The 25,239-nt window shown below is 67.7% G+C and carries 23 protein-coding genes and 1 other RNA gene; 7 read left to right on the top strand and 17 right to left on the bottom strand.

The features are described from left to right. Window positions 1-382: 382 nt before the first annotated feature. The 13 genes from ASC98_RS20750 to gyrA all read right to left on the bottom strand — a co-directional run bounded on the left by ASC98_RS20750 (window position 383) and on the right by gyrA (window position 15,038). The gene (locus tag ASC98_RS20750; RefSeq protein ID WP_056812577.1) at window positions 383-691 is read right to left on the bottom strand and encodes a DUF655 domain-containing protein; all 309 of its coding nucleotides are present in this window, start codon (window positions 689-691) and stop codon (window positions 383-385) included. A gap of 108 nt (window positions 692-799) precedes the next feature. Beyond that, a complete protein-coding gene (gene rfaD, locus ASC98_RS20755) occupies window positions 800-1,792 on the bottom strand; it encodes an ADP-glyceromanno-heptose 6-epimerase (protein ID WP_056812574.1) in 993 nt (330 codons plus the stop codon). Then, window positions 1,789-2,736 (bottom strand): D-glycero-beta-D-manno-heptose-7-phosphate kinase, encoded by a 948-nt coding sequence (rfaE1, locus tag ASC98_RS20760; protein WP_056812571.1) that lies wholly within the window; start codon window positions 2,734-2,736, stop codon window positions 1,789-1,791. Before rfaE1 ends, rfaD begins: the two co-directional genes overlap by 4 nt. After that, complete coding sequence (lapB, locus tag ASC98_RS20765) at window positions 2,736-3,887, bottom strand: lipopolysaccharide assembly protein LapB (protein WP_056812568.1); 1,152 nt, start codon at window positions 3,885-3,887, stop codon at window positions 2,736-2,738. The genes rfaE1 and lapB overlap by 1 nt, the downstream gene beginning before the upstream one ends. Next, entirely contained in the window at window positions 3,877-4,206 is a 330-nt protein-coding gene (locus ASC98_RS20770) for a lipopolysaccharide assembly LapA domain-containing protein (RefSeq protein WP_369820464.1), read from the bottom strand. Before ASC98_RS20770 ends, lapB begins: the two co-directional genes overlap by 11 nt. A 46-nt stretch (window positions 4,207-4,252) precedes the next feature. Continuing rightward, window positions 4,253-4,585 carry an integration host factor subunit beta gene (locus ASC98_RS20775; protein ID WP_056812566.1) on the bottom strand — a complete coding sequence of 111 codons (333 nt, stop codon included), beginning with the start codon at window positions 4,583-4,585 and terminating at the stop codon, window positions 4,253-4,255. A gap of 42 nt (window positions 4,586-4,627) precedes the next feature. Beyond that, window positions 4,628-6,346, bottom strand: a complete 1,719-nt coding sequence (gene rpsA, locus ASC98_RS20780) for a 30S ribosomal protein S1 (RefSeq protein WP_056812563.1) — start codon at window positions 6,344-6,346, stop codon at window positions 4,628-4,630. 139 nt (window positions 6,347-6,485) lie between these two features. After that, window positions 6,486-8,519 carry a bifunctional 3-phosphoshikimate 1-carboxyvinyltransferase/cytidylate kinase gene (locus tag ASC98_RS20785; protein WP_056812561.1) on the bottom strand — a complete coding sequence of 678 codons (2,034 nt, stop codon included), beginning with the start codon at window positions 8,517-8,519 and terminating at the stop codon, window positions 6,486-6,488. Window positions 8,520-8,579: 60 nt separating this feature from the next. After that, window positions 8,580-9,464, bottom strand: a complete 885-nt coding sequence (locus tag ASC98_RS20790) for a prephenate dehydrogenase/arogenate dehydrogenase family protein (protein WP_056812556.1) — start codon at window positions 9,462-9,464, stop codon at window positions 8,580-8,582. 2 nt (window positions 9,465-9,466) lie between these two features. Continuing rightward, complete coding sequence (gene pheA / locus ASC98_RS20795) at window positions 9,467-10,573, bottom strand: prephenate dehydratase (RefSeq protein WP_056812553.1); 1,107 nt, start codon at window positions 10,571-10,573, stop codon at window positions 9,467-9,469. After that, window positions 10,566-11,672 carry a 3-phosphoserine/phosphohydroxythreonine transaminase gene (gene serC, locus ASC98_RS20800; protein WP_056812697.1) on the bottom strand — a complete coding sequence of 369 codons (1,107 nt, stop codon included), beginning with the start codon at window positions 11,670-11,672 and terminating at the stop codon, window positions 10,566-10,568. The genes pheA and serC overlap by 8 nt, the downstream gene beginning before the upstream one ends. Window positions 11,673-11,703: 31 nt before the next feature. Beyond that, window positions 11,704-12,375, bottom strand: coding sequence for a DUF2059 domain-containing protein (locus tag ASC98_RS20805; RefSeq protein ID WP_056812550.1), 672 nt, complete (start codon window positions 12,373-12,375; stop codon window positions 11,704-11,706). Then, window positions 12,375-15,038, bottom strand: coding sequence for a DNA gyrase subunit A (gyrA, locus tag ASC98_RS20810; protein WP_056812547.1), 2,664 nt, complete (start codon window positions 15,036-15,038; stop codon window positions 12,375-12,377). The genes ASC98_RS20805 and gyrA overlap by 1 nt, the downstream gene beginning before the upstream one ends. Window positions 15,039-15,315: 277 nt before the next feature. Here gyrA and ompA point away from each other — a divergent pair, with 277 nt between their 5' ends. The 4 genes from ompA (at window position 15,316) to ssrA (ending at window position 17,874) form a co-directional block, all read left to right on the top strand. Next, entirely contained in the window at window positions 15,316-15,990 is a 675-nt protein-coding gene (gene ompA / locus ASC98_RS20815; RefSeq protein WP_056812545.1) for an outer membrane protein OmpA, read from the top strand. 123 nt (window positions 15,991-16,113) lie between these two features. Further along, window positions 16,114-16,815, top strand: coding sequence for a bifunctional 2-polyprenyl-6-hydroxyphenol methylase/3-demethylubiquinol 3-O-methyltransferase UbiG (ubiG, locus tag ASC98_RS20820; RefSeq protein WP_082542064.1), 702 nt, complete (start codon window positions 16,114-16,116; stop codon window positions 16,813-16,815). Beyond that, window positions 16,812-17,477 (top strand): phosphoglycolate phosphatase, encoded by a 666-nt coding sequence (gene gph, locus ASC98_RS20825; RefSeq protein WP_056812540.1) that lies wholly within the window; start codon window positions 16,812-16,814, stop codon window positions 17,475-17,477. Before ubiG ends, gph begins: the two co-directional genes overlap by 4 nt. 13 nt (window positions 17,478-17,490) lie before the next feature. Beyond that, window positions 17,491-17,874: a transfer-messenger RNA gene (ssrA, locus tag ASC98_RS29735) on the top strand. Between the two features lie 150 nt (window positions 17,875-18,024). Here ssrA and ASC98_RS20830 read toward each other — a convergent pair. Then, the gene (locus ASC98_RS20830; RefSeq protein WP_056812538.1) at window positions 18,025-18,513 is read right to left on the bottom strand and encodes an Lrp/AsnC family transcriptional regulator; all 489 of its coding nucleotides are present in this window, start codon (window positions 18,511-18,513) and stop codon (window positions 18,025-18,027) included. Window positions 18,514-18,599: 86 nt separating this feature from the next. Here ASC98_RS20830 and ASC98_RS20835 point away from each other — a divergent pair, with 86 nt between their 5' ends. Together ASC98_RS20835 and ASC98_RS20840 are read left to right on the top strand one after the other, a co-directional pair. Continuing rightward, window positions 18,600-19,568 carry a threonine/serine dehydratase gene (locus ASC98_RS20835; protein WP_056813921.1) on the top strand — a complete coding sequence of 323 codons (969 nt, stop codon included), beginning with the start codon at window positions 18,600-18,602 and terminating at the stop codon, window positions 19,566-19,568. 272 nt (window positions 19,569-19,840) lie between these two features. Further along, a complete protein-coding gene (locus ASC98_RS20840) occupies window positions 19,841-21,442 on the top strand; it encodes a carbohydrate-binding protein (protein ID WP_082542065.1) in 1,602 nt (533 codons plus the stop codon). A gap of 102 nt (window positions 21,443-21,544) precedes the next feature. Here the strand turns inward: ASC98_RS20840 and ASC98_RS20845 are convergent, their stop codons facing one another. Continuing rightward, on the bottom strand, window positions 21,545-21,913 hold the full coding sequence (locus ASC98_RS20845; protein WP_235581341.1) for a DUF1801 domain-containing protein: 369 nt from the start codon (window positions 21,911-21,913) through the stop codon (window positions 21,545-21,547). Window positions 21,914-21,967: 54 nt separating this feature from the next. Here ASC98_RS20845 and ASC98_RS20850 point away from each other — a divergent pair, with 54 nt between their 5' ends. Next, window positions 21,968-23,695: a M14 family zinc carboxypeptidase gene (locus ASC98_RS20850; protein WP_056813930.1), complete on the top strand. Its 1,728-nt coding sequence runs from the start codon at window positions 21,968-21,970 to the stop codon at window positions 23,693-23,695. 24 nt (window positions 23,696-23,719) lie between these two features. Here the strand turns inward: ASC98_RS20850 and ASC98_RS20855 are convergent, their stop codons facing one another. Together ASC98_RS20855 and ASC98_RS20860 are read right to left on the bottom strand one after the other, a co-directional pair. Further along, window positions 23,720-24,844, bottom strand: a complete 1,125-nt coding sequence (locus ASC98_RS20855; protein WP_056813932.1) for an HAF repeat-containing protein — start codon at window positions 24,842-24,844, stop codon at window positions 23,720-23,722. Between the two features lie 76 nt (window positions 24,845-24,920). Then, window positions 24,921-25,232: a DUF3325 domain-containing protein gene (locus tag ASC98_RS20860; protein WP_369820465.1), complete on the bottom strand. Its 312-nt coding sequence runs from the start codon at window positions 25,230-25,232 to the stop codon at window positions 24,921-24,923. Window positions 25,233-25,239 lie beyond the last annotated feature (7 nt).

Consider the following 25,239-nt stretch of genomic DNA (forward strand, 5'->3'; position numbering starts at 1 on the left):
AACCGCCGTGCTCCTTGGGCGGTGACAAGCGAACAAATGAGGGTTGACGAACACACTCGGTTCGCAGGTTGCGGCTGGGGGCCTGGGCGGGTGGCGATTTCTGGGGCGACGGAGAAGATCGGCTTTGGGGGTGGCGCGCGTCAGCGCGCTTCGTAGACTGACTCATCGCCACTGTTTGACCACAGCGAGCGTAGCGAGCGGCGGGAGTTTGGCGATGCACCCCCGGAGCCGATCTTCTTCGTGAAGTCGGCCCGCCAGGGCCGACCGCCCCGGCATGAGCCGCCCGCTCAGGCCCCCAGCCGCAACCTGCGCGCACAAAACGAAAACGCCCCGCGATACCGCGAGGCGTTGCAGCAACCGGGCTCATGACCCGGTGCGGTGACTACTTCTTCGTGTCCTTGGCGACAGCGCCAGCCGCAGCCTTGTAGGCCCCGCCGTTGACCGTCAGGCCAGCATCGGACAGCTTCGCGGCCTGGTGGTCCTTGACTCCCTTCACGCGGCCCATCACGTCGGTCCAGTCCTTGAACTCACCCTTCTTGCGCTCGGTCAGCATGCGCGTGGCCATCGCCGGGCCAATGCCCTTGACCGCTTCGAGTTCGGCCTGCGTCGCCTTGTTGATGTCGACGCCGGCCGCAAACGCGACTGCCGAGAACAACGCCAGCAACGTGGCGATGATGGTCTTCTTGAACATGGTGATCCTCTCCTGGAAGGTTGATGAATTGCCGGTTGACAACTCCGCGGCCTAACGAGGCCTTTCCCAGGAACGTTGACCGGCCTCGACCGGTACAGATGCACCTTTCTAGCGGGTCGTTGCGAGCCAGTCGACGTAGCGCTTCACACCACCGGCCACATCGGTGAACGCAAGGTCGCAACCTGTTGCGCGCAGTCTCGACAGGTCAGCCTGGGTATGGCTTTGGTACTTGCCGACCAGCGCCTGCGGAAACTCGATGTACTCGATGAAGCCCTTCGCGACCAGCTCGGCCAGCGGCAGCGCCGGCTCGCCCTTCAGCGCGCGCGATGCGTTGACGGTGGCCTCGGCGACGTCGTTGAACGGCTGCGCGCGGCCGGTGCCCAGGTTGAAGATGCCGCTCTGGCCGGGGTGCTGCAGGAACCACAGGTTCACCGCGACCACGTCGTCGACGAACACGAAGTCGCGGTTCTGCTCGCCTGGCGCATAGCCGCCGTATTCGCCGAACAGCTTGACCTTGCCGGTCTCGCGGAACTGGTTGAAATGGTGGAAGGCCACCGAGGCCATGCGGCCCTTGTGCTGCTCGCGCGGGCCGTAGACGTTGAAGTAGCGGAAGCCCGCCACCTGGCTGCGGTTGTGCGGCAGCATGCGGCGTACGACGTTGTCGAACAGCAGCTTCGAGTAGCCATACACGTTGAGCGGCCGCTCGAACGCCGGTTCTTCGCGGAAGCTGTCGCTGCCGCCATAGGTGGCCGCCGACGATGCATACAGCAGCCGCGTGCCCTGCGCCTGGCAGGCGTCGAGCAGGTCCTTCGAGCACCGGTAGTTGGTGTCGAGCATGAAGCGCCCGTCGTGCTCCATCGTGTCGGAGCACGCGCCCTGGTGCAGCACCGCGTCGACCTTGCCGAAGTCGCCGTTCGCGAAACGCTTGTAGAACTCGCTCTTGTCGAAGTAGTCGCTGAGCTTCGCGCCCAGCAGGTTGCGGTACTTCGGGCCGTCGGTCAGGTCGTCGACGGCGATCACGTCGTCGATGCCCTGCGCGTTGAGCCCGTGGACGATGTTGCTGCCGATCATGCCGGCCGCGCCCGTGACAACCACTTTCATTCGAACAACTCCTCGTAGCTGACGCTGGCCGTGCCGAACTTGCCGACGACGATGCCGCCAGCGCGGTTGGCGATCGGCATGGCCTCGCGCAGGTTGACGCCGCACGCGAGCATCGCGGCCAGCGTCGCGATCACGGTGTCGCCGGCACCGGTGACGTCGAACACCTCGCGCGCCTGCGCCGGCACGCGGGTGTGGCCGTCGGCACCGTCGACCTCGTCGAACAGCGACATGCCTTCTTCGGAACGGGTCAGCATCAGCGCCGACAGCCCGTGCGCACGGCGCAGGGCCTGCGCGCGCTCGTGCAACTGCGCTTCGCTGCCCCAGGCGCCGATCACCTGCGCCAGCTCGGCGCGGTTCGGTGTGATCACCGTCGCGCCGGCGTAGCGGCTGTAGTCGCTGCCCTTCGGGTCGACCAGCACCGGCTTGCCGGCGGCCCGCGCCAGCTCGATCATGCGCGGGATGTGCGTCAGCCCGCCCTTGCCGTAGTCGGAGAACAGCACCGCGTCGTGGCGGGCCAGCTCGCGTTCGTAGTCGCCGAGCATCGCGGTCAGCACCTCGTGGTCGGGCTGGTTCTCGAAATCGACGCGGATCAGCTGCTGCGAGCGGCCGATCACGCGCAGCTTGACGATGGTGTAGAGCTGCGGGTCGTGGCCGAGCACCGTGTTGACGCCCTGCTGCTCGAGCAGCCGCTGCAGCTTCTGCGCCGGCTCGTCGTTGCCGACCACCGTCAGCAGCGTCGCCTGCGCGCCCAGCGTCTTGACGTTCAGCGCGACGTTGGCCGCACCGCCCAGGCGTTCTTCCTCGCGCGTCACGCGCACGACCGGCACCGGCGCTTCCGGCGAGATGCGGTCGACCGCGCCGAACCAGTAGCGGTCGAGCATCGCATCGCCGACGATCAGCACGCGGGCGCGCGACAGGCGATCGTGATCGATCGAAGCCGTCATCACAAGTCCTCCAGGCGTTGCGGCGGGTAGGTGTCCCAGCTCAGGCAGCCCGGGCATTGCCAGAAATAGTGCTGTGCCTCGAAGCCGCAGGCGGCGCAGCGGTAACGCTGCAGCGGCTTCGCGGCGCGGCCGATGGCCTCGCGCAGGCCTTGCGTCTCGTCGCTGCTGAGCGTGTCGCCGGCGCTCAGCCGCAGCAGCTCCTGCGCGGCCGACAGGCTCGGCTGCGTCTGCAGGTGCGCCAGCAGGCGGCTGCGCTGTACCGCGGCACCGGGGTCGAGCAGCGTGATCGCGGCCAGCAGGTCCATCGTCGGCGCGCGGCCGTACAACGCGCGCAGCCGCTCCAGCGCGCCGGCGGCGTCGCCGGCGGCGAGCGCACTGTTCGCGTAGTCTCGGGCGATCAGGTTGAAGGCCACCGGGTGCGTCGTCATCAGTTCGCCCCAGGCCTGCATGACCTCGGCATGAGCGCCGCGCGCCAACGCGCGCTGGCCGGCCAGCACCATCGGGCGCGCCGCCTGTGGGGCCGCACTGCGGGCCCGGCGCAACGCGTCGTCGCCGTCGGCCTGCTGCTGGCGCGCATCGGCATCGATGGCCAGCTCGCACCAGTAGTGCGCGATGCGCGACGCGAACGAGCCGGTGCCGCTGCGTTCGAGCTTCTGGGCCACCTCGACCGCCGAGCGCCAGTTGCGCGAGCGCTCGTGCAGCGTCAGCAGCGCGAGGCGGGCCTCGGTGTCGAAGGCGGTGCCTTCGAGCGCCTTGTAGGCCTCTTCGGCGCGGTCGAACAGCCCGGCCTTCATGAAATCCTGTGCCAGCGCATGCTGGGCGCGCTCGCGGTCGGCGCGCGGCAGGTCGGCGCGGTTCAGCAGGTGCTGGTGCACGCGCACCGCGCGCTCGTATTCGCCGCGGCGGCGGAACAGGTTGCCGAGCGCGAAGTGCAGGTCGGAGGTGTCCGGGTCCTGCTGCACGGCCTCGATGAAGGCGTCGATCGCCTTGTCCTGCTGCTCGTTCAGCAACAGGCTCAGGCCCTTGAAGTAGGCCTTCGGCGAATCGCGCTGCTCGCGCTTCCATTGGCGCAGGTCGAGGCGCGAGCCGAGCCAGCCGAGGGCGAACGCGACCGGCAGGCCGAGCAGGAACCACTGGTAGTCAAAGTCCATCGCGCGGGGGGTGGGAATCGGTTCGGGTGGGGAGCTCGGACGACGGCGACAACGCGCTGTCGAGCAGTTCGGGGTGGTCGCCGCGACGGCGCAGGCGGCGCTGCGCGAGGCGGCGGTTGCGCCACCAGCTCGGCACCATCGCGAGCACGCCGAAGGCGCAGCCGAACGCGAAAGCGCCCAGCACGACGAACACCATCGGGGCATGCCATTCCTGGCCGAAGAACCAGTGCACGTTGGCATCGTGCTGGTTGTTCAGCGCGAAGGCGAACAGGCTGAAGAAGATGAAGGCTCGGAAGAGCCAGACGGCGATGCGCATCATGTAGCCGACGATTCTAGGTCGGCTGCGCGCAGAGAGAGCAGGACGCTCAGGTACCCGTCAGCGGCGTGATCGCCATCGGCTGGTCGTCTTCGAGCGGAACCTGCTCGTCGACGGCTTCGCGCAAGGCCTTGCCGGGTTTGAAATGCGGAACGAGCTTCTCGGGGATCACCACCTGCTCGCCGGAGCGGGGATTGCGCCCCACCCGCGGCGGGCGGCGGTTGATCGAGAAGCTGCCGAACCCGCGGATCTCGATGCGGTGCCCGCGCGCGAGCGCATCGGACATCGCATCCAGGATGGTCTTGACGGCGAACTCGGTGTCGCGATGCGTCAGCTGGCTGAACTGCTCTGCCAGCCTGGTCACGAGATCGGAACGCGTCATGGGTCCTGTTGATCCTCAGGGTCGGTCAGTGGAACGACGGAATCAACCGTTGTTCTGGTTGTCCAGCTTGGCGCGCAGCAGGGCGCCCAGGCTGGTGGTACCGGCGGTCTCGCGCTCGTTCGTCGACGACAGGCGCTGCATCGCTTCTTGCTGGTCGGCGTTGTCCTTGGCCTTGATCGACAACTGGATCGAGCGCGTCTTGCGGTCGATGTTGATGATCACGGCCGAGACTTCGTCGCCTTCCTTCAGCACGTTGCGCGCGTCTTCGACGCGGTCGCGGCTGATTTCGGAAGCGCGCAGGTAACCGGTGACGTCGTCGTTGAGCTGGATCTCGGCGCCGCGGGCATCAACCGTCTTGACCTTGCCGTTGACGGTCATGCCGCGGTCGTTGACCGAGGTGTAGCTCGTGAACGGGTCGGAATCGAGTTGCTTGATGCCCAGCGAAATGCGCTCGCGCTCCACATCGACGGCCAGCACGACGGCTTCGACTTCCTGGCCCTTCTTGTAGTTGCGGACCGCGGCTTCGCCCGGCTCGTTCCACGACAGGTCGGACAGGTGCACCAGGCCGTCGATGCCGGCAGCCAGGCCGACGAACACGCCGAAGTCGGTGATCGACTTGACGGGGCCCTTGACCTTGTCGCCGCGCTGCACCGTGGTCGAGAACTCTTCCCACGGGTTGGCCTTGCACTGCTTCATGCCCAGGCTGATGCGGCGCTTGTCTTCGTCGATCTCGAGGACCATGACTTCGACCTCGTCGCCCAGCGAGACGATCTTGCTGGGGGCGACGTTCTTGTTGGTCCAGTCCATTTCGGAGACGTGCACCAGGCCTTCGATGCCCGGCTCGATCTCGACGAACGCGCCGTAGTCGGCGATGTTCGTGATCTTGCCGAACAGGCGCGTGCCGTTCGGGTAGCGGCGCGAGACACCGTGCCACGGGTCGTCGCCCAGTTGCTTGATGCCCAGCGAGACGCGGTTCTTCTCGGCGTCGAACTTGAGGACCTTGGCTTGCAGTTCCTGGCCGACCTGAACGACTTCGCTCGGGTGGCGGACACGGCGCCAGGCCATGTCGGTGATGTGCAGCAGGCCGTCGATGCCGCCCAGGTCGACGAACGCACCGTATTCGGTGATGTTCTTGACCACGCCGTTGACGATCGCGCCTTCGGACAGGGTTTCGAGCAGCTTCGCGCGCTCTTCGCCCATCGAGGCTTCGACCACGGCACGGCGCGACAACACGACGTTGTTGCGCTTGCGGTCGAGCTTGATGACCTTGAACTCCATGGTCTTGCCCTCGAACGGGCTCATGTCCTTGACCGGGCGCGTGTCGAGCAGCGAACCGGGCAGGAAGGCACGGATGCCGTTCACGAGGACGGTCAGGCCGCCCTTGACCTTGCCGTTGACGGTGCCGGTCACGAATTCGCCGGATTCCAGCGAGTTCTCCAGCGACAGCCACGACGCCAGGCGCTTGGCCTTGTCGCGCGACAGGATGGTGTCGCCGTAGCCGTTCTCGATCGCGTCGATGGCCACCGACACGAAATCGCCGACCTGGACTTCGAGCTCGCCCTGGTCGTTCTTGAATTCTTCAATGGGCACGTAGGCTTCGGACTTGAGGCCTGCGTTCACCACCACGAAGTTGTAGTCGACACGCACCACTTCGGCGGTGATGACCTCGCCACTGCGCATTTCCGAGCGCTTCAGCGATTCTTCGAACAGGGCGGCAAAGGATTCGCCGCCTTGGTTGGTGGCGGTTTGGGTTTGAGGCATGTGGATTTCCGGGTGCAACTTGCGTTGCGGTTGGGTTGAAGATCCGCTGCCTCGGCGCAGGTCTCTCGTTGAGGCGAGAGCGGTGCAGGAGGGAAGGCAGCGGGCCGATCGATCCAGTTGGGGTCGGCTTGCGCCGGCTTCAACCGAAGGTTTGCGAACTTGCCCACCAATCCAGCACCGCCTTGACGCATTCGTCGATGGTCAGCGCCGAGTTGTCGAGCACCTTCGCGCCCTCGGCCGGCTTCAAAGGCGAGACCGCCCGGTTCTGATCCCGGGCGTCGCGCGCTTCAAGGTCGGCTCGAAGGTCATCGATACTAGTCGAAATTCCCTTAGAAATCAATTGCTTATGGCGCCGTTCCGCCCGCACCGCGGCGCTCGCGACGACAAAGACCTTCAGGTCGGCGCCGGGGAAGATCACGGTGCCCATGTCGCGCCCGTCGGCCACCAGGCCGGGCAGGCGGCGGTGCGACAGCTGCAGTTCGTACAGCGCCTGGCGGACCGCCGGCCAGGCCGACACCTTCGACGCCATCGCGCCGATGTGCTCCTGGCGGAGGTCGTCGCTCACATCGCGGCCGGCCAGCCAGATGCGCTGGTCGTGGAAGGCCAGCTGCAGCCCGGCGGCGACCTTCGCGAGGCCGGGCTCGTCGGTGTCGGCGATGCCGGCCTCGCGGGCCGACAGCGCGGTCGCCCGGTACAGCGCGCCGGAGTCGAGGAAGTGGTAGCCGAGCGCCTGCGCGACCGCGCTCGCCAGCGTGCCCTTGCCGGAGGCGGTCGGCCCGTCGATCGTGATGACCGGCACGCCGGCCGGGCCGGGCTGCGCGACGCCGAACAGCGTCTCGAAGTAGTCCGGGAAGGTCTTCGCGACGCAGCGCGGGTCGAGGATGCGCACCGGCACGCCGCGGGCTGCCGGTGCGGCATCCGCCGACGTCGTGAGCGGGTTGAACGCCGCCAGCGAGAAGCACATCGCCACCCGGTGGTCGTCGTAGGTGTGGATGGCCGCGGCGCGCCAGGTGGCCGGCGGGCTCACCTCGATGAAGTCGGGCCCTTCGACGACCGTGGCGCCCAGCTTGCGCAGCTCGGTCGCCATCGCGGCGATGCGGTCGGTTTCTTTCACGCGCCAGCTGGCGATGTTGTCGAGCCGGGTGGTGCCGGTCGCGTACAGCGCCATCACCGCCAGCGTCATCGCCGCGTCGGGAATGTGGTTGCAGTCCAGCGTGATCGCCTTCAGCGGCCACGCGCCGCGGCGCACCTCGAGCCAGCCCGGACCGCTGCGCACGTCGGCGCCCATCGCGCGGGCGGCGTCGATGAAGCGGAGGTCGCCCTGGATCGAGTCGTCGCCGACGCCTTCGATGCGCAGCGCGCGCCCGTCGAAGGCCGCGATCGCGCCCAGCGCGACGAAGTACGACGCCGACGACGCATCGCCCTCGACGTGGATGCTGCCCGGCGACCGGTAGGCGCTGGCCTGCGGGATGACGAAGCGCTGCCAGCCGTCGCGCTGCACCTGGATGCCGAAGCGGGCCAGCAGGTTCAGCGTGATGTCGACGTAGGGCTTGGAGATCAGCTCGCCGTCGACCTCGACCGTCACCGCATGCTCGGCCGACACCAGCGGCAAGGCCAGCAGCAGCGCGGTCAGGAACTGGCTGGAGACGTCGCCGCGCACGCGGATCGGTTGCGCCGTGTTCAGCCGCGTGTCGGCGGCCGCGAGCCGCAGCGGCGGGAAGCCCTCTTGCCCGAGCGAGGTGATGTTGCAGCCCAGCTGGCGCAGCGCGTCGACCAGGTCGCCGATCGGGCGCTCGTGCATGCGCGGCACGCCACGCAGCTCGAAGCGGCCGTTCTGCGTCGCGGCCAGCACCGCCAGTGCGGCGGTGAGCGGGCGCATCGCGGTGCCGGCGTTGCCGAGGAACAGGCTCGCCTCGCGCGTCGCGAGCCGGCCTCCGAGCCCGGTGATGCGCCAGGCGCTGCCGTCCGCGTCGACGCCGCAGCCCAGGTCGCGCAGCGCGGCCAGCATCACCCGGGTGTCGTCGGAATCCAGCAGGTCGTGCACGACCGTCGTGCCGGCGCTGAGCCCGGCCAGCAGCAGCACGCGGTTGGAGATGCTCTTCGAGCCGGGCAGGCGGACGCTGCCCTCGGCGGACGCAAGGGGCGGGAGGTCGAGGAACGGAGTCGTGAACATCGGCGGTGGGCGACCAGGAGCGGCGCCGTGCGCCGCGGGTGTCAGGAATTCAACACGAACTCAGCGCGACGAGCTGGGCTTGCCCGCACCCATCTGCCAGCCGGAGCGCGCTTCGGACGCATTGCGGATCAGCCCTTCGAGCGCTTCCGCATTGCCGGTCTTGATGACGTGCTCGAGCGCATCCAGCGTGTGCCGGAAGCGCATCGACTGCTTCAGGATCTCTTCGCGGTTGGACATCAGGATGTCGCGCCAGACCTCGGGGTCGCTCGCGGCGATGCGCGTGAAATCGCGGAAACCCGGGCCGGCCAGCGACAGGAAGTCCTTGCCCGCCGGCTGCTTCGCGACCGAGCTGAAGAAGGCGAAGGCCAGCATGTGCGGCAGGTGGCTGACGGCGGCGAACGCGGCGTCGTGGTTCTCGGCCGTCATGCGCAGCACCTGCGCACCGATCGCCGACCAGACGTCGGTGGCCTTCTGCACCAGCTCGGGCGAGGTCTGGGGCAGCGGCGTGATGATGACCTGCCGCCCGGTGTACAGCGACGCGTCGGCATGCGCGACGCCGGCCACTTCCTTGCCGGCGATCGGGTGTGCCGGCACGAAGGCGCTGGCACGCTCCTTCAGCACGCGGCGCGCGGCGTCGACCACATCGCGCTTGGTCGAGCCGACGTCCATGAACAGCACGTGCGGCTCCACCAGGTGGCGGATCGCCTTGAAGGTGGCTTCGGTGGCCGACACCGGCACCGCCATCAGCACGATGTCGGAGCCCGACACCGCGAGCAGCGCCGATTCGGCGGCCACGTCGATCACGCCCATCTTGCGGGCGCGTTCGGTGGTGGACGGCGACTTGCTGTAGCCGACCACGCGCTTGACCAGCCCGGCCCGCTTCAGGGCGAGTGCGAACGAGCCGCCCATCAGGCCGACACCGATCACGCCGAGTTGGTTGAACATGGTCAATGGACGTCGATGGGGTAGGTGCCGAGCACCTTGAAGAAAGCGCACACCTCGCGCAGCTCGCTCAATGCGGCCGCGACGTGGGGCTCGTCGGGGTGGCCCTGCAGGTCGACGTAGAAGTAGTACTCCCACTGGCCGGACCGCGCGGGGCGGGATTCGAAACGCGTCATCGAGACCCCGTGGCGCTTCAGCGGCACCAGCATGTCGTGCACCGCGCCGGGCTTGTTGGCCACCGAGACGATCAGGCTGGTGCAGTCGTGGCCGGACGCCTTGGGCTGCGGATGCTGGTGCGGGTGCGCGAGCACCGTGAAGCGGGTGCGGTTGTGCGCGTCGTCCTGGATCGCCGGCGCGACGATGTGCAGGCCGAACTCGCTGGCCGCGCGTTCGCTCGCGATGGCGGCGACCGTCGGGTCCTGCTGCGCCATGCGCGCGCCTTCGGCATTGCTCGCGACCGGGCGGCGCTCGACGTTCGGCAGGTGGTTGCTGAGCCAGCCGTGGCACTGCGCCAGTGCCTGCGGGTGCGCGCAGACGGCGGTCAGGTGCTCGAGCGAGTTCTCGCGGCGCAGCAGGTTGTGCCGCACGAACAGGCTGGTCTCGCCGATGATGAACAGCGGCGTCGTCAGGAACAGGTCGAGCGAGCGCGTGACCACGCCTTCGGTCGAATTCTCGACCGGCACCACGCCGAAATCGGCCGAGCCGGCGCTGACCGCGTGGAACACCTCGTCGAAGTTGGCGCACGGCACCTTGACGATCGACGAGCCGAAGAAGCCGAGCACCGCGAGTTCGCTGAAGGTGCCCGACGGGCCGAGGTAGGCGACGCGGGTCGGCGTCTCGAGGGCGCGGCAGGCCGACATGATCTCGCGCCAGATCGGCGCGACGCTGTCGCTGGCCAGCGGCCCGGTGTTGGTCTGCTTCAGGCCGTCGATGACCTGCGCCTCGCGCTCGGGGCGGAACGCGACCGAGCCTTCCTTCTTCTTCAGCTCGCCGACATGCAGCGCAAGCTGCGCGCGCTGGTTCAGCAGGCCCAGCAGCTCTCGGTCGACGCGGTCGATCTGGGTGCGAAGGGCCAGCAGGTCAGGGTGGGGGGCGGGTGTCGGGTCAGCCATGGCGCGCGGCGAATTCTCGCATGTACGCCACCAGTGCCTGCACGCCGGCCAGCGGCATCGCGTTGTACAGGCTGGCGCGCATGCCGCCGACGCTCTTGTGGCCCTTCAGCTGCAGCAGCCCGCGCTCTTTCGCGCCGGCCAGGAAGGCGTCGTTCAGCGATTCGTCGCGCAGGAAGAAGGGCACGTTCATCCGCGAGCGGCTGCCGCGGTCGACCCGCGACAGGTAGAACCCGGAATCGTCGAGGTAGCCGTACAGCAGCCCGGCCTTCGCGATCGAGCGCTGCTCCATCGCGGCGACGCCGGCGGCCGCGCCTTCGCGCTGCGCCTTCAGCCACTGGAACACCAACCCGGCGATGTAGATCGAGTAGGTGGGCGGCGTGTTGTACATCGAGCCGTTGTCGGCCACGGTCTTGTAGTCGAACGCGCTCGGGCAGATCGGCAGCGCGTGGCCGAGCAGGTCGTCGCGCACGAAGACCAGCGTCAAGCCGGCCGGGCCGACGTTCTTCTGCGCGCCGGCGAAGGCCAGGCCGACGCGCGACCAGTCGATCGCGCGCGACAGGATGTGCGACGAGCAATCGATCACCAGCGGCGCCTTCGAGCCCAGCGCCGCCAGGTCGGGCAGCGTGTGCAGCTCGACGCCGTGGATGGTCTCGTTGGTGCACGCGTGCACGTAGCTCGCGTCGGGGCTCAGCGACCAGGTCTCGGGCGCGGGGATGCGGGTGTGCTGGTTGTCGGCGTTGCTGGCGGCAATGCGCGGCTGCGCATAGCGCTGCGCTTCCTTGTACGACTTCTGCGACCACGCGCCGGTGATCACGACGTCGACCACGCCGCCGCGCGACAGGTTCATCGGCACGATCGCGTTCTCGGCCAGCCCGCCGCCCTGCATGAACAGGATGCGGAAGTTGGACGGCACCGCCAGCAGCTCGCGCAGGTCGGCTTCGGCCTGCTCGTAGATGCTCGCGAACTCGCGCCCGCGGTGGCTCATCTCCATCACGCTCATGCCCGAGCCGTGCCAGTCGAGCATTTCGGCGGCAGCCTGCTGCAGCACCGCTTCGGGCAAGGCGGCCGGGCCGGCGGAGAAGTTGTACGGGCGTTGCATCGCGCTCATCCGGGGTCTCGGGGAAACGAACTTACTTGCCGCTCGCCTTCGACGCGGCCGATGCGGCCGGCTTGGCGGCGCGCGAGCCCGCTGCCGGTGCCGAGGCCGGCGCGCCGGCGGCCGACACGCCGAGCGCCGACGAGATGCTCGCATCGAGCGCCTTCAGCTTCGGGTCGACCGACGCGCCGGCGTCGGCGACCAGCTTCTGCACGAACCTGTCGCTGATCTCGGGCATCGCCTGCTGGAACTTCTTGAAGGCCGGGTTCTCGAGCGTCGCGACCAGTTGCTTCAACTCGTCTTCGGTGAAGCGTTCGTCGAGCATGCCGGCGAGCGTCGTCTGGCTCAGCGCCAGTGCGCGTTCCTTGACCAGCGGCACCGCTTCGCCCAGGTACTTGCGCACGGCGGCCTGCACCTGGGTCCACATCGCTTCGCGCTTGTCGGCCGGCACGCGCTGCTGCAGGTACTGCTGTGCGGCGTTCGTCAGCTGCATCGCCGGGCGCTCGGCCACCTCGCGGGCGGTGTTCTCGAGTGCCGGCTGCTGCAGCGTCAGCACGCGCTGCACCAGGGCCTTCTTCGCGGGACTGGATGGCGCGGCCGGCGCGGAGGCTGCCGTCGGCGATGCCGGCGCGGCCGGGGTCGACTGGGCCCACGCGCCCAGCGTGGTGCTGCCCAGCAGCGCGATCGTGATCAGGTGGTGGCGCATCAGGCTTCCCCTTCCGTCGGGGCTTCGCCCGTTCCATTGCCGGAGGCATCCCCGGCGTCGTTTCCATCGGTGCTGTCTGTGTTGGCATCGTTCTCGACGATGCGCTGCAGGCCGCTCAGTTTCGATCCGCCGTCGAGCGCGATCAGCGTGACGCCCTGCGTCGCGCGGCCCAGCTCGCGGATCTCGGAGACGCGGGTGCGCACCAGCACGCCCTTGTCGGTGATCAGCATGATCTCGTCGTCCGGGCGCACCAGCGTCGCGGCGACGATCTTGCCGTTGCGCTCGGTCTGCTGGATCGCGATCATTCCCTTGGTGCCGCGGCCGTGGCGGGTGTATTCGACGATGCTGGTCCGCTTGCCGTAGCCGTTCTCGCTGGCGGTCAGCACGCTCTGCGTCTCGTCTTCGGCCACCAGCATCGCGATCACGCTCTGGCCGTCGTCGAGCATCATGCCGCGCACGCCGCGGGCGCCGCGGCCCATCGCGCGCACGTCGTCTTCGTCGAAGCGCACCGCCTTGCCGCCGTCGCTGAACAGCATCACGTCGTGCTTGCCGTCGGTCAGCGCGGCGCCGATCAGGAAGTCGCCCTCGTCCAGGTCGACCGCGATGATGCCGGCCTTGCGCGGGTTGCTGAATTCGTCGAGCGCCGTCTTCTTCACCACGCCCTGCGCGGTCGACATGAACACGAAGTGGTCGGCCGGGAAGCTGCGGAAGCCGTCGGTCAGCGGCAGCACCACGTTGACCTTCTCGCCCTGCTGCAGCGGGAACATGTTGACGATCGGCTTGCCGCGCGAATTGCGCGAGCCCTGCGGCACCTCCCAGACCTTCAGCCAGTAGACGCGGCCGCGGTTGGTGAAGCACAGGATGTAGTCGTGCGTGTTCGCGATGAAGAGCTGGTCGATCCAGTCGTCTTCCTTGGTCTGCGTGGCCTGCTTGCCGCGGCCGCCGCGCTTCTGTGCGCGGTACTCGGACAGCGCCTGGCTCTTGATGTAGCCGGTGTGCGAGAGCGTCACGACCATGTCGGTCGGCGTGATCAGGTCTTCGGTGCCCAGGTCTTGCGCGTTGTGCTCGATCTGGCTGCGGCGCGCGCCCAGCTTGGTCTGGCCGAACTCGAGCTTGATCGCGGTCAGCTCTTCCGAAATGATCGTCGTCACGCGCGACGGCGTCGCGAGGATGTTCAGCAGGTCGGCGATCTCCGCCATCACCTCCTTGTACTCGCCGACGATCTTGTCCTGCTCGAGGCCGGTCAGGCGCTGCAGGCGCATCTGCAGGATCTCGCCGGCCTGGTCGTCGGAGAGGCGGTACAGGCCGTCGGCCTGCATGCCGTACTGGCGCGGCAGGCCTTCGGGGCGGTAGGCGTCGCGGCCGCCCGGGGTCTCGCCTTCGGCGCGCGAGAGCATGTCGCGCACCAGCGAGGAATCCCACGACTTGCTCATCAGCGCGGCCTTCGCGACCGGCGGGGTCGGCGAGGTCTTGATGGTCTCGATGAATTCGTCGATGTTGGCCAGCGCGACCGCCAGGCCTTCGAGCACGTGGCCGCGTTCGCGCGCCTTGCGCAGCTCGAACACCGTGCGGCGGGTCACGACCTCGCGGCGGTGCTCGAGGAAGATGCTGACCAGGTCCTTGATGTTGCAGAGCTTCGGCTGGCCGTCGATCAGCGCCACCATGTTGATGCCGAAGGTGTCCTGCAGCTGGGTCTGCTTGTAGAGGTTGTTCAGCACGACCTCGGGCACCTCGCCGCGCTTCAGCTCGATCACGACGCGCATGCCCGACTTGTCGGACTCGTCCTGGATGTGGCTGATGCCTTCGATCTTCTTCTCGTGGACCAGCTCGGCCATGCGCTCGAGCAGGGTCTTCTTGTTCACCTGGTACGGGATCTCGTCGACGATGATCGACTGGCGCGAGCCCTTGTCGATGTCTTCGAAATGGCACTTCGCGCGCATCACCACCTTGCCGCGGCCGGTGCGGTAGCCGTCGCGCACGCCGCTGGTGCCGTAAATGATGCCGGCGGTGGGGAAGTCGGGCGCCGGGATGATCTCGATCAGCTCGTCGATCGTCGCCTCGGGGTTCTTCAGCAGGTGCAGGCAGCCGTCGATCACCTCGTTCAGGTTGTGCGGCGGGATGTTGGTGGCCATGCCCACCGCGATGCCGCCGGAGCCGTTCACCAGCAGGTTCGGCATCCGCGTGGGCATCACCAGCGGCTCTTTCTCGGAGCCGTCGTAGTTCGGGCCGAAGTCGACCGTCTCCTTGTCGAGGTCGGCCAGCAGCTCGTGCGCGATCTTCGACAACCGGATTTCGGTGTAGCGCATCGCCGCCGCGTTGTCGCCGTCGACCGAGCCGAAGTTGCCCTGGCCGTCGACCAGCATGTGGCGCATCGAGAAGTCCTGCGCCATCCGCACGATGGTGTCGTAGACCGACTGGTCACCGTGCGGGTGGTACTTGCCGATCACGTCGCCGACGATGCGGGCCGACTTTTTGTATGGCCGGTTCCAGTCGTTGTTCAGCTCGTGCATCGCGAACAGCGCGCGGCGGTGGACCGGCTTCAGGCCGTCGCGCGCATCGGGCAGTGCGCGCCCGACGATCACGCTCATCGCGTAGTCGAGGTACGAGCGGCGCATTTCCTCTTCGAGGCTGATCGGCAGGGTTTCCTTGGCGAACTGGGTCATTCGAGGTCGTCGGCGGAGCCGGTGAAGACGGGCGCTGGCGGGCCCGTGAGCGCAATCCGCGATTCTAGTTCGCGGCCGTTGTAGTGCTCGCGCAACATCTGATTCGACTCTCGTAGGACGAAGCCGCGACACCGGGCCAAAATCCGGGGCGCTAGAGGCCCTATGGCACAATCAGTCAACGGTGGTGAGCGCTCGGGACCGAGGGTTTCGCCGTACCTTTCCGATTCCGGTTTGGACGTTTTGCAGGCCATCTGCGACATTCCTCAAGAGGAGAATCATGAAGAAACTGAATAAAGTGGCATCGCTCTTCGCAACCGCCGCACTCGCCGCTTCCGCGTCTGTTGCGTTCGCCCAATCCAACGGGGCTGACAACTGGGTCAACAGCACCGGCATCCCCTGGAAGAACGGTTCCAACGAACTGTGCTGGCGCGATGCCAACTGGACGCCGGCAACGGCCAACCAGGCGTGCGACGGCGCACTGAAACCGGCACCGGCGCCGGCTCCGGTTGCACAGGCCCCGGCTCCCGCCCCGGCCCCGGTGGCTCCGGCCCCGGTCGCACCGCCCGCACCGGTCGTCGTTCCGGTCGCTCCGGTCTCCGAGAAGGTCACCTTCGCCGCTGACGCCTTCTATGACTTCGGCAAGTCGACGCTGAAGCCGGAAGCCAAGTCCAAGCTGGACGACCTGGTCAGCAAGACCTCGGGCGTGAACCTCGAAGTCATCATCGCCGTCGGCCACACCGACGCGATCGGTGGCGACGCCGCCAACCAGAAGCTGTCGGTCGCTCGTGCCGAGTCGGTCAAGACCTACCTGGTGAGCAAGGGCATCGAGAAGAACCGCGTGTACACCGAAGGCAAGGGCAAGAAGCAGCCTGTCGCCGACAACAAGACCGCCGAAGGCCGTGCGAAGAATCGCCGCGTCGAAATCGAAGTGGTTGGTACGCGCAACAAGTGATCGGCCTCGGCTGACACTCCGGAAACCCCGCCTCGGCGGGGTTTTTTGTTTTTGCGCGGGCCTTGCTGCGGGGTATCCTGCGGCCCCTCGATGCCGGCCACGGCATGCCAAACTGACGGCCACATGATCAACGCCGACCCTCAAGAGCTCGCCAAATTCAGCGACCTGGCTCATCGCTGGTGGGACCCCGACAGCGAGTTCCGCCCGCTGCACCAGATCAACCCGCTGCGGCTGGACTGGATCGACCGGCTCGCTGCGCTGAAGGGCAAGCGGGTGCTCGACGTCGGATGCGGCGGCGGCATCCTGGCCGATTCGATGGCGCGCAAGGGCGCCGACGTGCTCGGCATCGACCTCGCCGGCAAGGCGCTGAAGGTGGCGCAACTGCACGCGATGGAGGCCGGCACCACCGGCGTCGAATACCGCGAGGTCGCGGCCGAGGCGCTGGCAGCCGAGTCGCCGGGGCAGTTCGATGTGGTCACCTGCATGGAGATGATGGAGCACGTGCCTGATCCGTCGTCGATCGTGCAGGCCTGCGCGACGCTCGCGAAGCCGGGCGGCTGGGTCTTCTTCTCGACGATCAACCGCAACGCGAAGGCGTTCATGTTCGCGATCGTCGGCGCGGAGTACCTGCTGAAGCTGCTGCCGCAGGGCACGCACGAGTACGCGCGCTTCATCAAGCCGAGCGAGCTGGCGCAATGGGCGCGCACGGCAGGCCTTGCGCTGGAGAGCACGCGCGGCATGGAATACAACCCGCTGACCGGCCGCTACTGGCTCTCGGCCGACACCAGCGTGAACTACCTGCTCGCCTGCAGGAAGCCGCTGTGAGCCTGCGCGTGAAGGCGGTGCTGTTCGACCTGGACGGCACCTTGATCGACAGCGCACCCGACCTGGCCGGCACTGCCAACGACATGCGCGCGGCGCGTGGTCTCGAGCCGTTGCCGTTCGAGCAGTTCCGGCCGATGGTCGGCTCCGGTGCGCGGGGAATGATCGGCGTGGCGCTCGGCATCACGCCGGCGGAGGGCAGCTTCATCGCGTTGCGCGACGAGTTCTTCGACCGCTACGAGGTTCGCATGACGCAGCACACGCGGGCGTTCGACGCGGTGCCGGCGATGCTGGTCGCGATCGAGGCGCTCGGCCTGCGCTGGGGCATCGTCACCAACAAGGCGAAGCGCTTCACGAACCCGCTGGTGGCGGCGTTGGGGCTCGATGTGCGGGCCGGCGCGGTGGTGAGCGGCGACACGACACCGCATTCGAAGCCGCATCCGGCGCCGTTGCTGGAGGCAGCGCGCCAGATGGGCATGGCGGCGCATGAGTGCGTGTATGTCGGCGACGACCTGCGCGATGTGCAGGCCGGGCACGCGGCCGGCATGGCGACGGTGGCTGCGGCCTGGGGCTACCTCGGTGTTGGCGAGCCGGTGGCGGCGTGGGGCGCGCAGCATGTCGTGCATTCGCCCGATGAGCTCTTGAAGCTGCTGGGGATGGCCTAAACTACTGGGCTCTGGGGCCGACCTGGTTTCGACGTAGGTTCGGATTCGGAGCGGGGCATGTCGAGCACCAGTTCGCTCGTAAATCCACTGGATCGCACTTAACTGCGAACGCTCCACAGTTCCATACGGAACTCCAACAAGCCGCTTAATACCGGCTTGCTTCGCAACAGCACGTCCATGGGCTGGGCTTGAGGGGCAACCCAGGAGCTGCGAAGTCATTCACATGGAATCGCTCTGAGCCGGGTCACTCGGTTCAAGGGCTAAATCAAGTGACTCGGGATGAGGGTAGCGTGCTGCTGCGCGACCACTGTCCTCAAAAACAAATCAGTCAGCTACACATGTAGATCTGCCCGGAAAAGGCTTGCGGACGGGGGTTCGATTCCCCCCGGCTCCACCAGTACAAGGTCCACCGAGGACCGTGATGTTGCAAAAAGCCCTGGGGCCACAACGCTCCAGGGCTTTTTTGTTGTGCGGCTGAGTGCAGTTTGCGGGTGTCGACCTCGCGCTCCCGGGCCACGATCGGTCGCTCAGTCGCTTCCGTTGTCAGCTACGGGAGGCCTGGAATCTTCAGGGGGCCCCGTCGCCTGTGAGCGTCGAGCACGATGTGCGTCGTGAAGCTCCTGACATTGGAGTCGTGCAGCAGGCATTCATCGCAGAAGGCTTCGTAGGCAACGAGGTCGGGGACGATGACGACGAGGACATAGTCAACGGCACCTGCAACGCCGTAGCACTGCTGAACTTCACCACGCGCATCCAGCTTGTGGCGGAACGCCTGCGTGGCTCGTGCAGACTCGTCGACGAGATCGACCTGCACGATGGCCGTGATGCCGAGGCCAAGATGGGTGCAGTCGAGCTCGGCAGCTTCGGCCAGGATGACGCCGGTTTCCCGAAGTCGCTTCAGGCGCCGTTGCACGGCAGCGGCCGATAGACCGACATGGACACCGATCTGCTCTGCGGGCAGGCGGGTGTCGCGCTGGTAGAGGTCGAGAATATGTCGGTCGAAGTTGTCAAGAGTCATCGCGTCGAGCGCCCGCATCGAGCAAGCTCGGTGTGCGGCTTGGCGTTGAATTCGGGGGGTGATTCGCGGCCGGACGCCATGCCCTGCCGCACATACTTTCGAGCATGAGCATTATCGACAGCCCCCATCGACTTTCGCTGCACAACATCGAGCGCGCTGCCGCGGTGATCGACCCCGTGTTCCTGGACAGCCCGCAGTTCGAATGCGAGCCGCTGAACCAGTCGCTCGGCGCCTCCTTGTTGCTCAAGGTCGAGACGTTGAATCCCTTGCGTTCCTTCAAGGGACGCGGTGCTGACTTCTTCATGCACGAAAACCTGCCGACTCTCGCCGCACGAACATTGGTTTGCGCCACGGCAGGAAACTGGGGCCAAGCGATGGCGTACGTCTGCCGAGCTCGTGGGCGGCCTCTCGTGGTCTACACCGCGACGACAGCGAACGCGTTCAAGGTGGAACGAATGCGCGCGATGGGTGCGGAGGTGCGTTTGCACAGTGATGACTTTGACACGGCCAAGGAAGAGGCCAAGCGTTTTTGCGAGTCAGCTGGCGCCACTTTCGTCGAAGACGGTCGGGAGGCCAGCATCGCCGAGGGCGCAGGAACGATCGCGCGCGAGCTGCTGGCACGTCACCGGTTCGACACGCTGATTCTCCCGTTGGGAAACGGCGCCTTGCTCAACGGCGCAGCGCGCTGGGCGAAAGCCCACGCACCCGAAGTCCAGGTCATCGGCGTCTGTGCGGAAGGCGCTGATGCCATGGCGGCATCGTGGAACGCCCATCGCATGATCGAGCGTCCGGCGGTGAACACCATTGCCGACGGGATCGCAGTACGGCGGCCGGTCGCTGAGGCGTTGGCGGACATGGACGGGTTGGTTGACAACGTGCTGCTGGTGAGTGAAGGTGCCATTGAGCGCGCGATGCGCCTGGTATTCCATGAAGCTGGCTTGGTCGTCGAGCCTGCCGGTGTCGTTGGCATCGCGGCTCTGATCGAGCACCCGCCACTCCGATCCCAGCGACTGGCGACGGTGCTGTGCGGAAGCAATCTCACAACGGAGCAAATGGCGCGTTGGTTGTATTGAGCATGCGCAGGGCCGTGATCTGGGCTGCATGCCGAAGGCGATTCAGTCCAGTAACCAGTGGAGTGACCATGGGGTGTCGCATCGACGATTCACAGGTGAATCGGGGTGTCTCCGGCACCAGATGAAGGTCCGACGAGGACCGTGAAGTGAAGAAGCCCTGGCGCAGCAGTGCACCAGGGCTTCTTGTTGTCCGGCGCACCCCGGAACGGCTCGTCACCACTGTAGCCAGCCGTTCGGTAGACGCTCCCTGGCAGCTCCCGCCACCATGCGCCATGAAAAAACTCTCTCTGAAGACGAACCTCGCGCACGTCGGCGTTGCAGCGCTGGTGGGCCTCTGCGCCGTGCCCTCCACGACATGGGCCAGCGGCGGCGGCCCGGGCCGCGCCGGCGCGCTGACGCTCGGCATCGAGAACGTCAACGACTCGCCGCTGAAAGCCACCAACTACCGACAACTGCTGCGCTTCGTGCCGCGCTCGGACATGCAGGTCGACCGCGTCTACTTCGGCTTCAAGCTGAAGGGTGCCAACTGCTGGAGCTCGACTGCTGAATATGGCGCCGGAGACGGCGGAACGATGCTGGCCCGGCTGGTCGACATCGACGAGGCCACCGGCCTGCCGGCCGGCGAGATCGCTTCGGAGACGGTCAACGGCTGCACCCGCCACAACCAGGCCAAGGCGGAGGTGAAGAACGAGGTGCCGGTGTTCGCCTGGGCCTCGGTGAACGCGTCGTTGAAGGCCGGCCGGATGTACGGCCTGGTGATCAGCAACGAACACCCGGATCCGGCCCGCAACTTCTTCTCGTTCAACGCGCCCATCGGCGACGCGGCGCTGGTTGGACCGCATGGCCGCAACGAGCTCGACAGGAACGCGATCGATGCGCTGATGTCGATGGACCCGCGGGAGCATGTGGCCTGGTCGGAAGACAGCGGCAAGACCTGGCGCTACGGCCAGGCGAACGGCCAGTACCTCTCGCACATCAATGACGACGATCCCGATCACCCGGCCGTTCGCCTGCCGCAATACGGGTTTCGTCTGACCAACGGAACCAACGTGCCCGGGCAGCCGTATTACGCCTACAGCGACGACTGCGTCAGCTGCACGGTGGCCTACGGCAACCTGCAGGTCGCGCGCAACCTGACGGAAGCGGGCGGCTTCTCGGCCGGCACCGCCGGCATCGGCACGCTGACGGTGCAGAACCTCAGCACCGGCCAGCAGTCGAGCTGCACGCCAGTGCAGGGCTATGGCTTCAACCAATGCAGCCTGGCCCGGCCGGTGCCGGTGAAGCCCGGCGACACCTACAGCATCAGTGCCACCGGCTCGGTCGAGCTGATGAAGATGGACTACTCGATGCAGTTGGTGTTCCCGCAGGTCGGGCATGCGAGCCCGGACTTCCCCGCGTACCAGCCGAAGCCGGCCCCCGGCACCAAACGCGAAGATGTTCCGAGCCTGTGGGCCGGGCCCTTGTCGCCGTCGGTGCCGTCCGGACCATCGACCACCGCCTGGACGCTGAAGCTCGAGGCAGAGAACTTCAGCAGCCAGAAGGGCGTGCAGACCGAAGCCTGTGTCGAAGGCGGCCGCAACGCCGGCTGGATCGATGCCGGCGACTGGATGGTCTACGGCAAGATCGGCTTTCCCCGCAGCGGCACCTACCGCGTCGAGTACCGCGTGGCCAGCCCCGGCGGCTCGGCGCTGTCGCTGGACTTGAATGGCGGAACCCTCCGGCTCGGCCAGGTTGGCATCCCGGCCACCGGCGGCTGGCAGGCCTGGGCCACGGTGTCCCACACGGTGAACATCAACGCCGGCACCTACGACGTCGGTGTCTACGCGCCGGCCAGCGGATGGAACCTGAACTGGATCCGTTTCACGAAGCTCTGAAAAGCGCCAGCGACCGGCCCCAGACCGTTCGACGATGTTCCTGGCGGCGCGACATGCGCAAGGCCTGCCGGCGCTTGCCTCGGCCTGACACGGGCCGCCGGCTCAGGAGCCGGCGGCCTTGTTGACCGCGATCGCCGCGCGGAACAGCGCCTTCAGCGCGGTGGCGTCCGGCTTGTCGCCTTCATGGAAGTCGATCGCGCGGCGGACGTTGCCGTCGAGGCTCGAGTTGAAGAGGCCCTTCGGATCGGGCACCGAGGCGCCTTTCGCGAAGGTCATCTTCACCGCCTTCTTGTAGGTCTCGCTGGTGCAGATCAGGCCGTGCGCCGACCAGGCCGCGGTGCCCCACTTCCATTCTTCGGTGACGCCGGGGTCGGCCTTCAGGATCAGCGCGCGCAGCGTCGCGAGCATCTCGCCGCGCCAGTCGGCCAGGCCGTCGATCTTCTCGTCGATGAGTTCGGAGGGAGTGGGCATCGCTGTCCTCGGCTCAGTTCGGAAGGCCGGCATCGTACCGCCTAGACTGCGCGGATGAACATCCACGACGATTGGGCCACGCCGTTCGAGCGGGGCAACGGCAACCAGACCACCACCTGGCAAGACTGCATCGATTTCCACCAGCGGCTCSCCGCGGCCTTCGGCGCCTGGCTGCGCTTCGAGGAGGCGGGCCGGTCGGACGGCGGCGTGCCGATCCACGTCGGCGTGTTCTCGAACGATGGCGTCTTCGACCCGCAGGCGGTGAAGGCCGCGGGCCGGCCGGTGTTCTTCAACAACAACGGCATCCACCCCGGCGAGCCCGAAGGCATCGACGCCTGCATGGCGCTGCTGCGCGACCTGTGCCTCGACCCGGCGCGGCGCGCGGCGCTCGGGCGCACGGTGCTGCTCTACATCCCGGTCTACAACGTCGATGGCGCGCTGAACCGGCAGGACACCAGCCGCGTCAACCAGAACGGTCCCGAGGCCTTCGGGTTCCGCGGCAACGCGCGCCACCTCGACCTGAACCGCGACTTCGTCAAAGCGGACAGCCTGAACACCCGCACGTTCGCGCAGGTGTTCACCCGCTGGGACCCCGATGTGATGGTCGACACCCACACGTCGAACGGTGCCGACTACCAGCACGTGGTGACGCTGATCGCGACCCAGCCCGACAAGCTCGGCGGCCGCACCGGCGAGCACCTGCGCGAGACGATGCTGCCGGCGCTGTACGCCGGGATGGACAAGCGGGGCTTCCCGATGTGCCCGTACGTGAACACGCTGAAGGAGATTCCGGACGACGGCATCGCCGATTTCCTCGACTCGCCGCGCTTCTCCACCGGCTACGCGGCGCTGCACCACACGATCGGCTTCATGCCCGAGACGCACATGCTGAAGGCCTTCGACGCGCGCTACCACGGCACGCGCGCGCTGGTGGAGGCGGCGCTCGCGCACACGGTGGCGCACGGCGACGCGATCCGCGCCGCGCGGGCGGCGGACCGCACCGCCATCGCGGGCGGTGCACCCGTCGCGCTCGATTGGGCGCTCGACCTGCAGCGCAGCCGGCCGTTCCGCTTCAGCGGCTTCACGGCGGTGCATGAGCCGAGCCGCCTCGGCAGCTACCAGCGGCTGCGCTACGACCGCCATGCGCCGTGGGTGAAGGACATCGCCTACTTCGACCGCTACCAGGCGACCACCAGCGTGGTGCCGCCGCGCGCCTACCTGCTGCCGCAAGCCTGGCACGATGTGGCGCTGCGCCTGCAGGCGAACGGCGTGCCGCTGCAGCGTGCAGGGCGCGCAGGCCGCGTGCCGGCCGAGGCCCACCGCATCACGCGCTTCGACAAGCGGCGCGCGCCGTTCGAGGGCCGTCACCTGCACGACGTGCTGGAGGTCGAGACCGAGGCGCTCACCGCCGACGTGGCCGTGGGCGACTGGCTGGTCCCGCTGGGCGGGCCGCACGACCGCTTCGTCGTCGAGCTGCTCGAGCCATTGGGCATCGACAGCTTCTTCCGCTGGGCCTTCTTCGACAGCGTGCTCGACAAGAAAGAGGCTTTCAGCGACTACGTGTTCGAGGACGAGGCCGAGCGGCTGCTGGATGCCGAGCCTGGGCTGCGTGCGCGCTTTGACGACTGGAAAGCCGCGCACCCCGAACTGCTGGCCGATCGGGACGCCGTGCTCGGCTTCCTCTTCCTCGTCGCGCAACGGTATGCCGAGCCTGCGTGGCGGCTGTACCCGGTGCTGCGCTTGCGAGAGCTGCCCGATGCGTTGTTCAGCGCGCCAGGCTGACGCGCCGCTGCGTCGGCCGCCGGCTCAAGGCGTCGGCGTCAGCACGAACGCATGCTGCTGGCCACCGATGGTGCCGGTGCCCGCGATCTGGCCGGCGTCGTTCAGGTAGATCTTGTCGGCGTTGATGTTCGACAGCCCCGGCAGCACGGTGTTCAGGTTCACCATCACGCCGTCGGCGTAGAAGAACGGCTGCTTCGCGCCGCCGGCAGTCGTCGAGTTGCCGACGACCTGCCCGAGCGCGTTGATGCCGGTCGCGATGCTGGTGCTGCCGCCCAGCGTGCCGAGGTCGGTCATCGTCGTGCCGTCGTGCAGGAAGGCATGCGTCTGGTTGCCCGCGGTGCGCGCCGAGCCGACGACGTGGCCGTGCCGGTTGATCGCCTTGCCGAGGCTGCTGCTGCCCCCCAGCGTGCCCAGGTCGATCATGCCGCGCGCATCGTGCACGAAGGCATGGCCGATGCCGGCCGCGGTGGCGCTGCTGCCGGTGACCTGCCCGGCATCGTTGACCGCGAAGGCATTGCAGAACGTGCCGCCGAGCGTGCCCGGGTCGACCAGCCCGCCGCCGGTCGACAGGAAGCAGCGCGACTTGCCCGCGGCGTCGTACGCGGAGCCGACCACCAGTCCGGCGTTGTTCAACGCATACGCCTGGCTGTAGTCGCCGCCGTAGGTGCCCAGGTCCGACAGGCCAGCGGCGGTGGCGAGGAAGGCGTGGTCGCGGCCATCGGCCCGGCGCGACCAGCCGGCGAACTGGCCGCTGTCATTGATCGCCACGACGATCGCGAAGCCGCCGCCCAGCGTGCCGACGTCGACCACGCCGGCCGGCGACAGCAGCGCGGCATCGCTCGCCGTGCCATCGGGGCTGAGTACGCTGCCGGCCGCGACACCGCTGGCGTTGACGGCGAGCGCGCGGCCGAGTCCCGGGCTCAGCACGGTCGCGATGCCGGCGGTCCAGATCACTGCGCGGGGCGAACCATCGGCCGCTTCGGCATAGCCGACGACCTGGCCCGCGTTGTTGATGCCGTCCGCGACGCTCGCGGTGCCACCCACCGGGCCCAGGTCGGTCAGCGTCCAGCCCGCGGCGAGTGCCGACGTGGCCGTCAGCAGCGTCACCAGGCCACCCGCCGCAACGCGCAGCAGCTTCGTCGTCTTCATGGAACCTCTCCCGTTGTTGAACGCCGTGATGGCGAGGCGCCATTCTCGACTCCGCACCCCGGGACGGTACCGGGTGTCAGTGGGATTGCCTTTCGGCCCAGGGTGTGAGCCACGCGAGCCAGCGCGGTCGCCAGGCCAGCGTCTGCGCCACCACGAGGGCCGATGCCGCGAGCGACATCACCCATACCAGCACCGCCATCGTCGCGTGGTCGGCGAGCAGGCAGACGCCGAACGACACCGCCAGTGCCGCACCGCCCAGCACGCGCAGGCCGATCGCGGTGCGCCGGGCCGGGCCGGCCGCGCTGCCGTGCGCCTGCTGCCAATGCACCTCCATCGCCAGCGCCAGCCACGCGATGCCGCCGGCGCTGCACAGCAGTGCGAGGGTCAACAGCAAC

This window comes from Rhizobacter sp. Root1238 (assembly GCF_001425825.1).
Classification (GTDB): Bacteria; Pseudomonadota; Gammaproteobacteria; order Burkholderiales; family Burkholderiaceae_C; genus Rhizobacter.

Coding starts and splice junctions, on each gene's coding strand:
- ASC98_RS20750 (WP_056812577.1), bottom strand. CDS start 691: ATGTTCAAGAAGACCATCATCGCCACGTTGCTGGCGTTGTTCTCGGCA.
- rfaD (WP_056812574.1), bottom strand. CDS start 1,792: ATGAAAGTGGTTGTCACGGGCGCGGCCGGCATGATCGGCAGCAACATC.
- rfaE1 (WP_056812571.1), bottom strand. CDS start 2,736: ATGACGGCTTCGATCGATCACGATCGCCTGTCGCGCGCCCGCGTGCTG.
- lapB (WP_056812568.1), bottom strand. CDS start 3,887: ATGGACTTTGACTACCAGTGGTTCCTGCTCGGCCTGCCGGTCGCGTTC.
- ASC98_RS20770 (WP_369820464.1), bottom strand. CDS start 4,206: ATGATGCGCATCGCCGTCTGGCTCTTCCGAGCCTTCATCTTCTTCAGC.
- ASC98_RS20775 (WP_056812566.1), bottom strand. CDS start 4,585: ATGACGCGTTCCGATCTCGTGACCAGGCTGGCAGAGCAGTTCAGCCAG.
- rpsA (WP_056812563.1), bottom strand. CDS start 6,346: ATGCCTCAAACCCAAACCGCCACCAACCAAGGCGGCGAATCCTTTGCC.
- ASC98_RS20785 (WP_056812561.1), bottom strand. CDS start 8,519: ATGTTCACGACTCCGTTCCTCGACCTCCCGCCCCTTGCGTCCGCCGAG.
- ASC98_RS20790 (WP_056812556.1), bottom strand. CDS start 9,464: ATGTTCAACCAACTCGGCGTGATCGGTGTCGGCCTGATGGGCGGCTCG.
- pheA (WP_056812553.1), bottom strand. CDS start 10,573: ATGGCTGACCCGACACCCGCCCCCCACCCTGACCTGCTGGCCCTTCGC.
- serC (WP_056812697.1), bottom strand. CDS start 11,672: ATGCAACGCCCGTACAACTTCTCCGCCGGCCCGGCCGCCTTGCCCGAA.
- ASC98_RS20805 (WP_056812550.1), bottom strand. CDS start 12,375: ATGCGCCACCACCTGATCACGATCGCGCTGCTGGGCAGCACCACGCTG.
- gyrA (WP_056812547.1), bottom strand. CDS start 15,038: ATGACCCAGTTCGCCAAGGAAACCCTGCCGATCAGCCTCGAAGAGGAA.
- ompA (WP_056812545.1), top strand. CDS start 15,316: ATGAAGAAACTGAATAAAGTGGCATCGCTCTTCGCAACCGCCGCACTC.
- ubiG (WP_082542064.1), top strand. CDS start 16,114: ATGATCAACGCCGACCCTCAAGAGCTCGCCAAATTCAGCGACCTGGCT.
- ASC98_RS20830 (WP_056812538.1), bottom strand. CDS start 18,513: ATGCGGGCGCTCGACGCGATGACTCTTGACAACTTCGACCGACATATT.
- ASC98_RS20835 (WP_056813921.1), top strand. CDS start 18,600: ATGAGCATTATCGACAGCCCCCATCGACTTTCGCTGCACAACATCGAG.
- ASC98_RS20840 (WP_082542065.1), top strand. CDS start 19,841: ATGAAAAAACTCTCTCTGAAGACGAACCTCGCGCACGTCGGCGTTGCA.
- ASC98_RS20845 (WP_235581341.1), bottom strand. CDS start 21,913: ATGCCCACTCCCTCCGAACTCATCGACGAGAAGATCGACGGCCTGGCC.
- ASC98_RS20855 (WP_056813932.1), bottom strand. CDS start 24,844: ATGAAGACGACGAAGCTGCTGCGCGTTGCGGCGGGTGGCCTGGTGACG.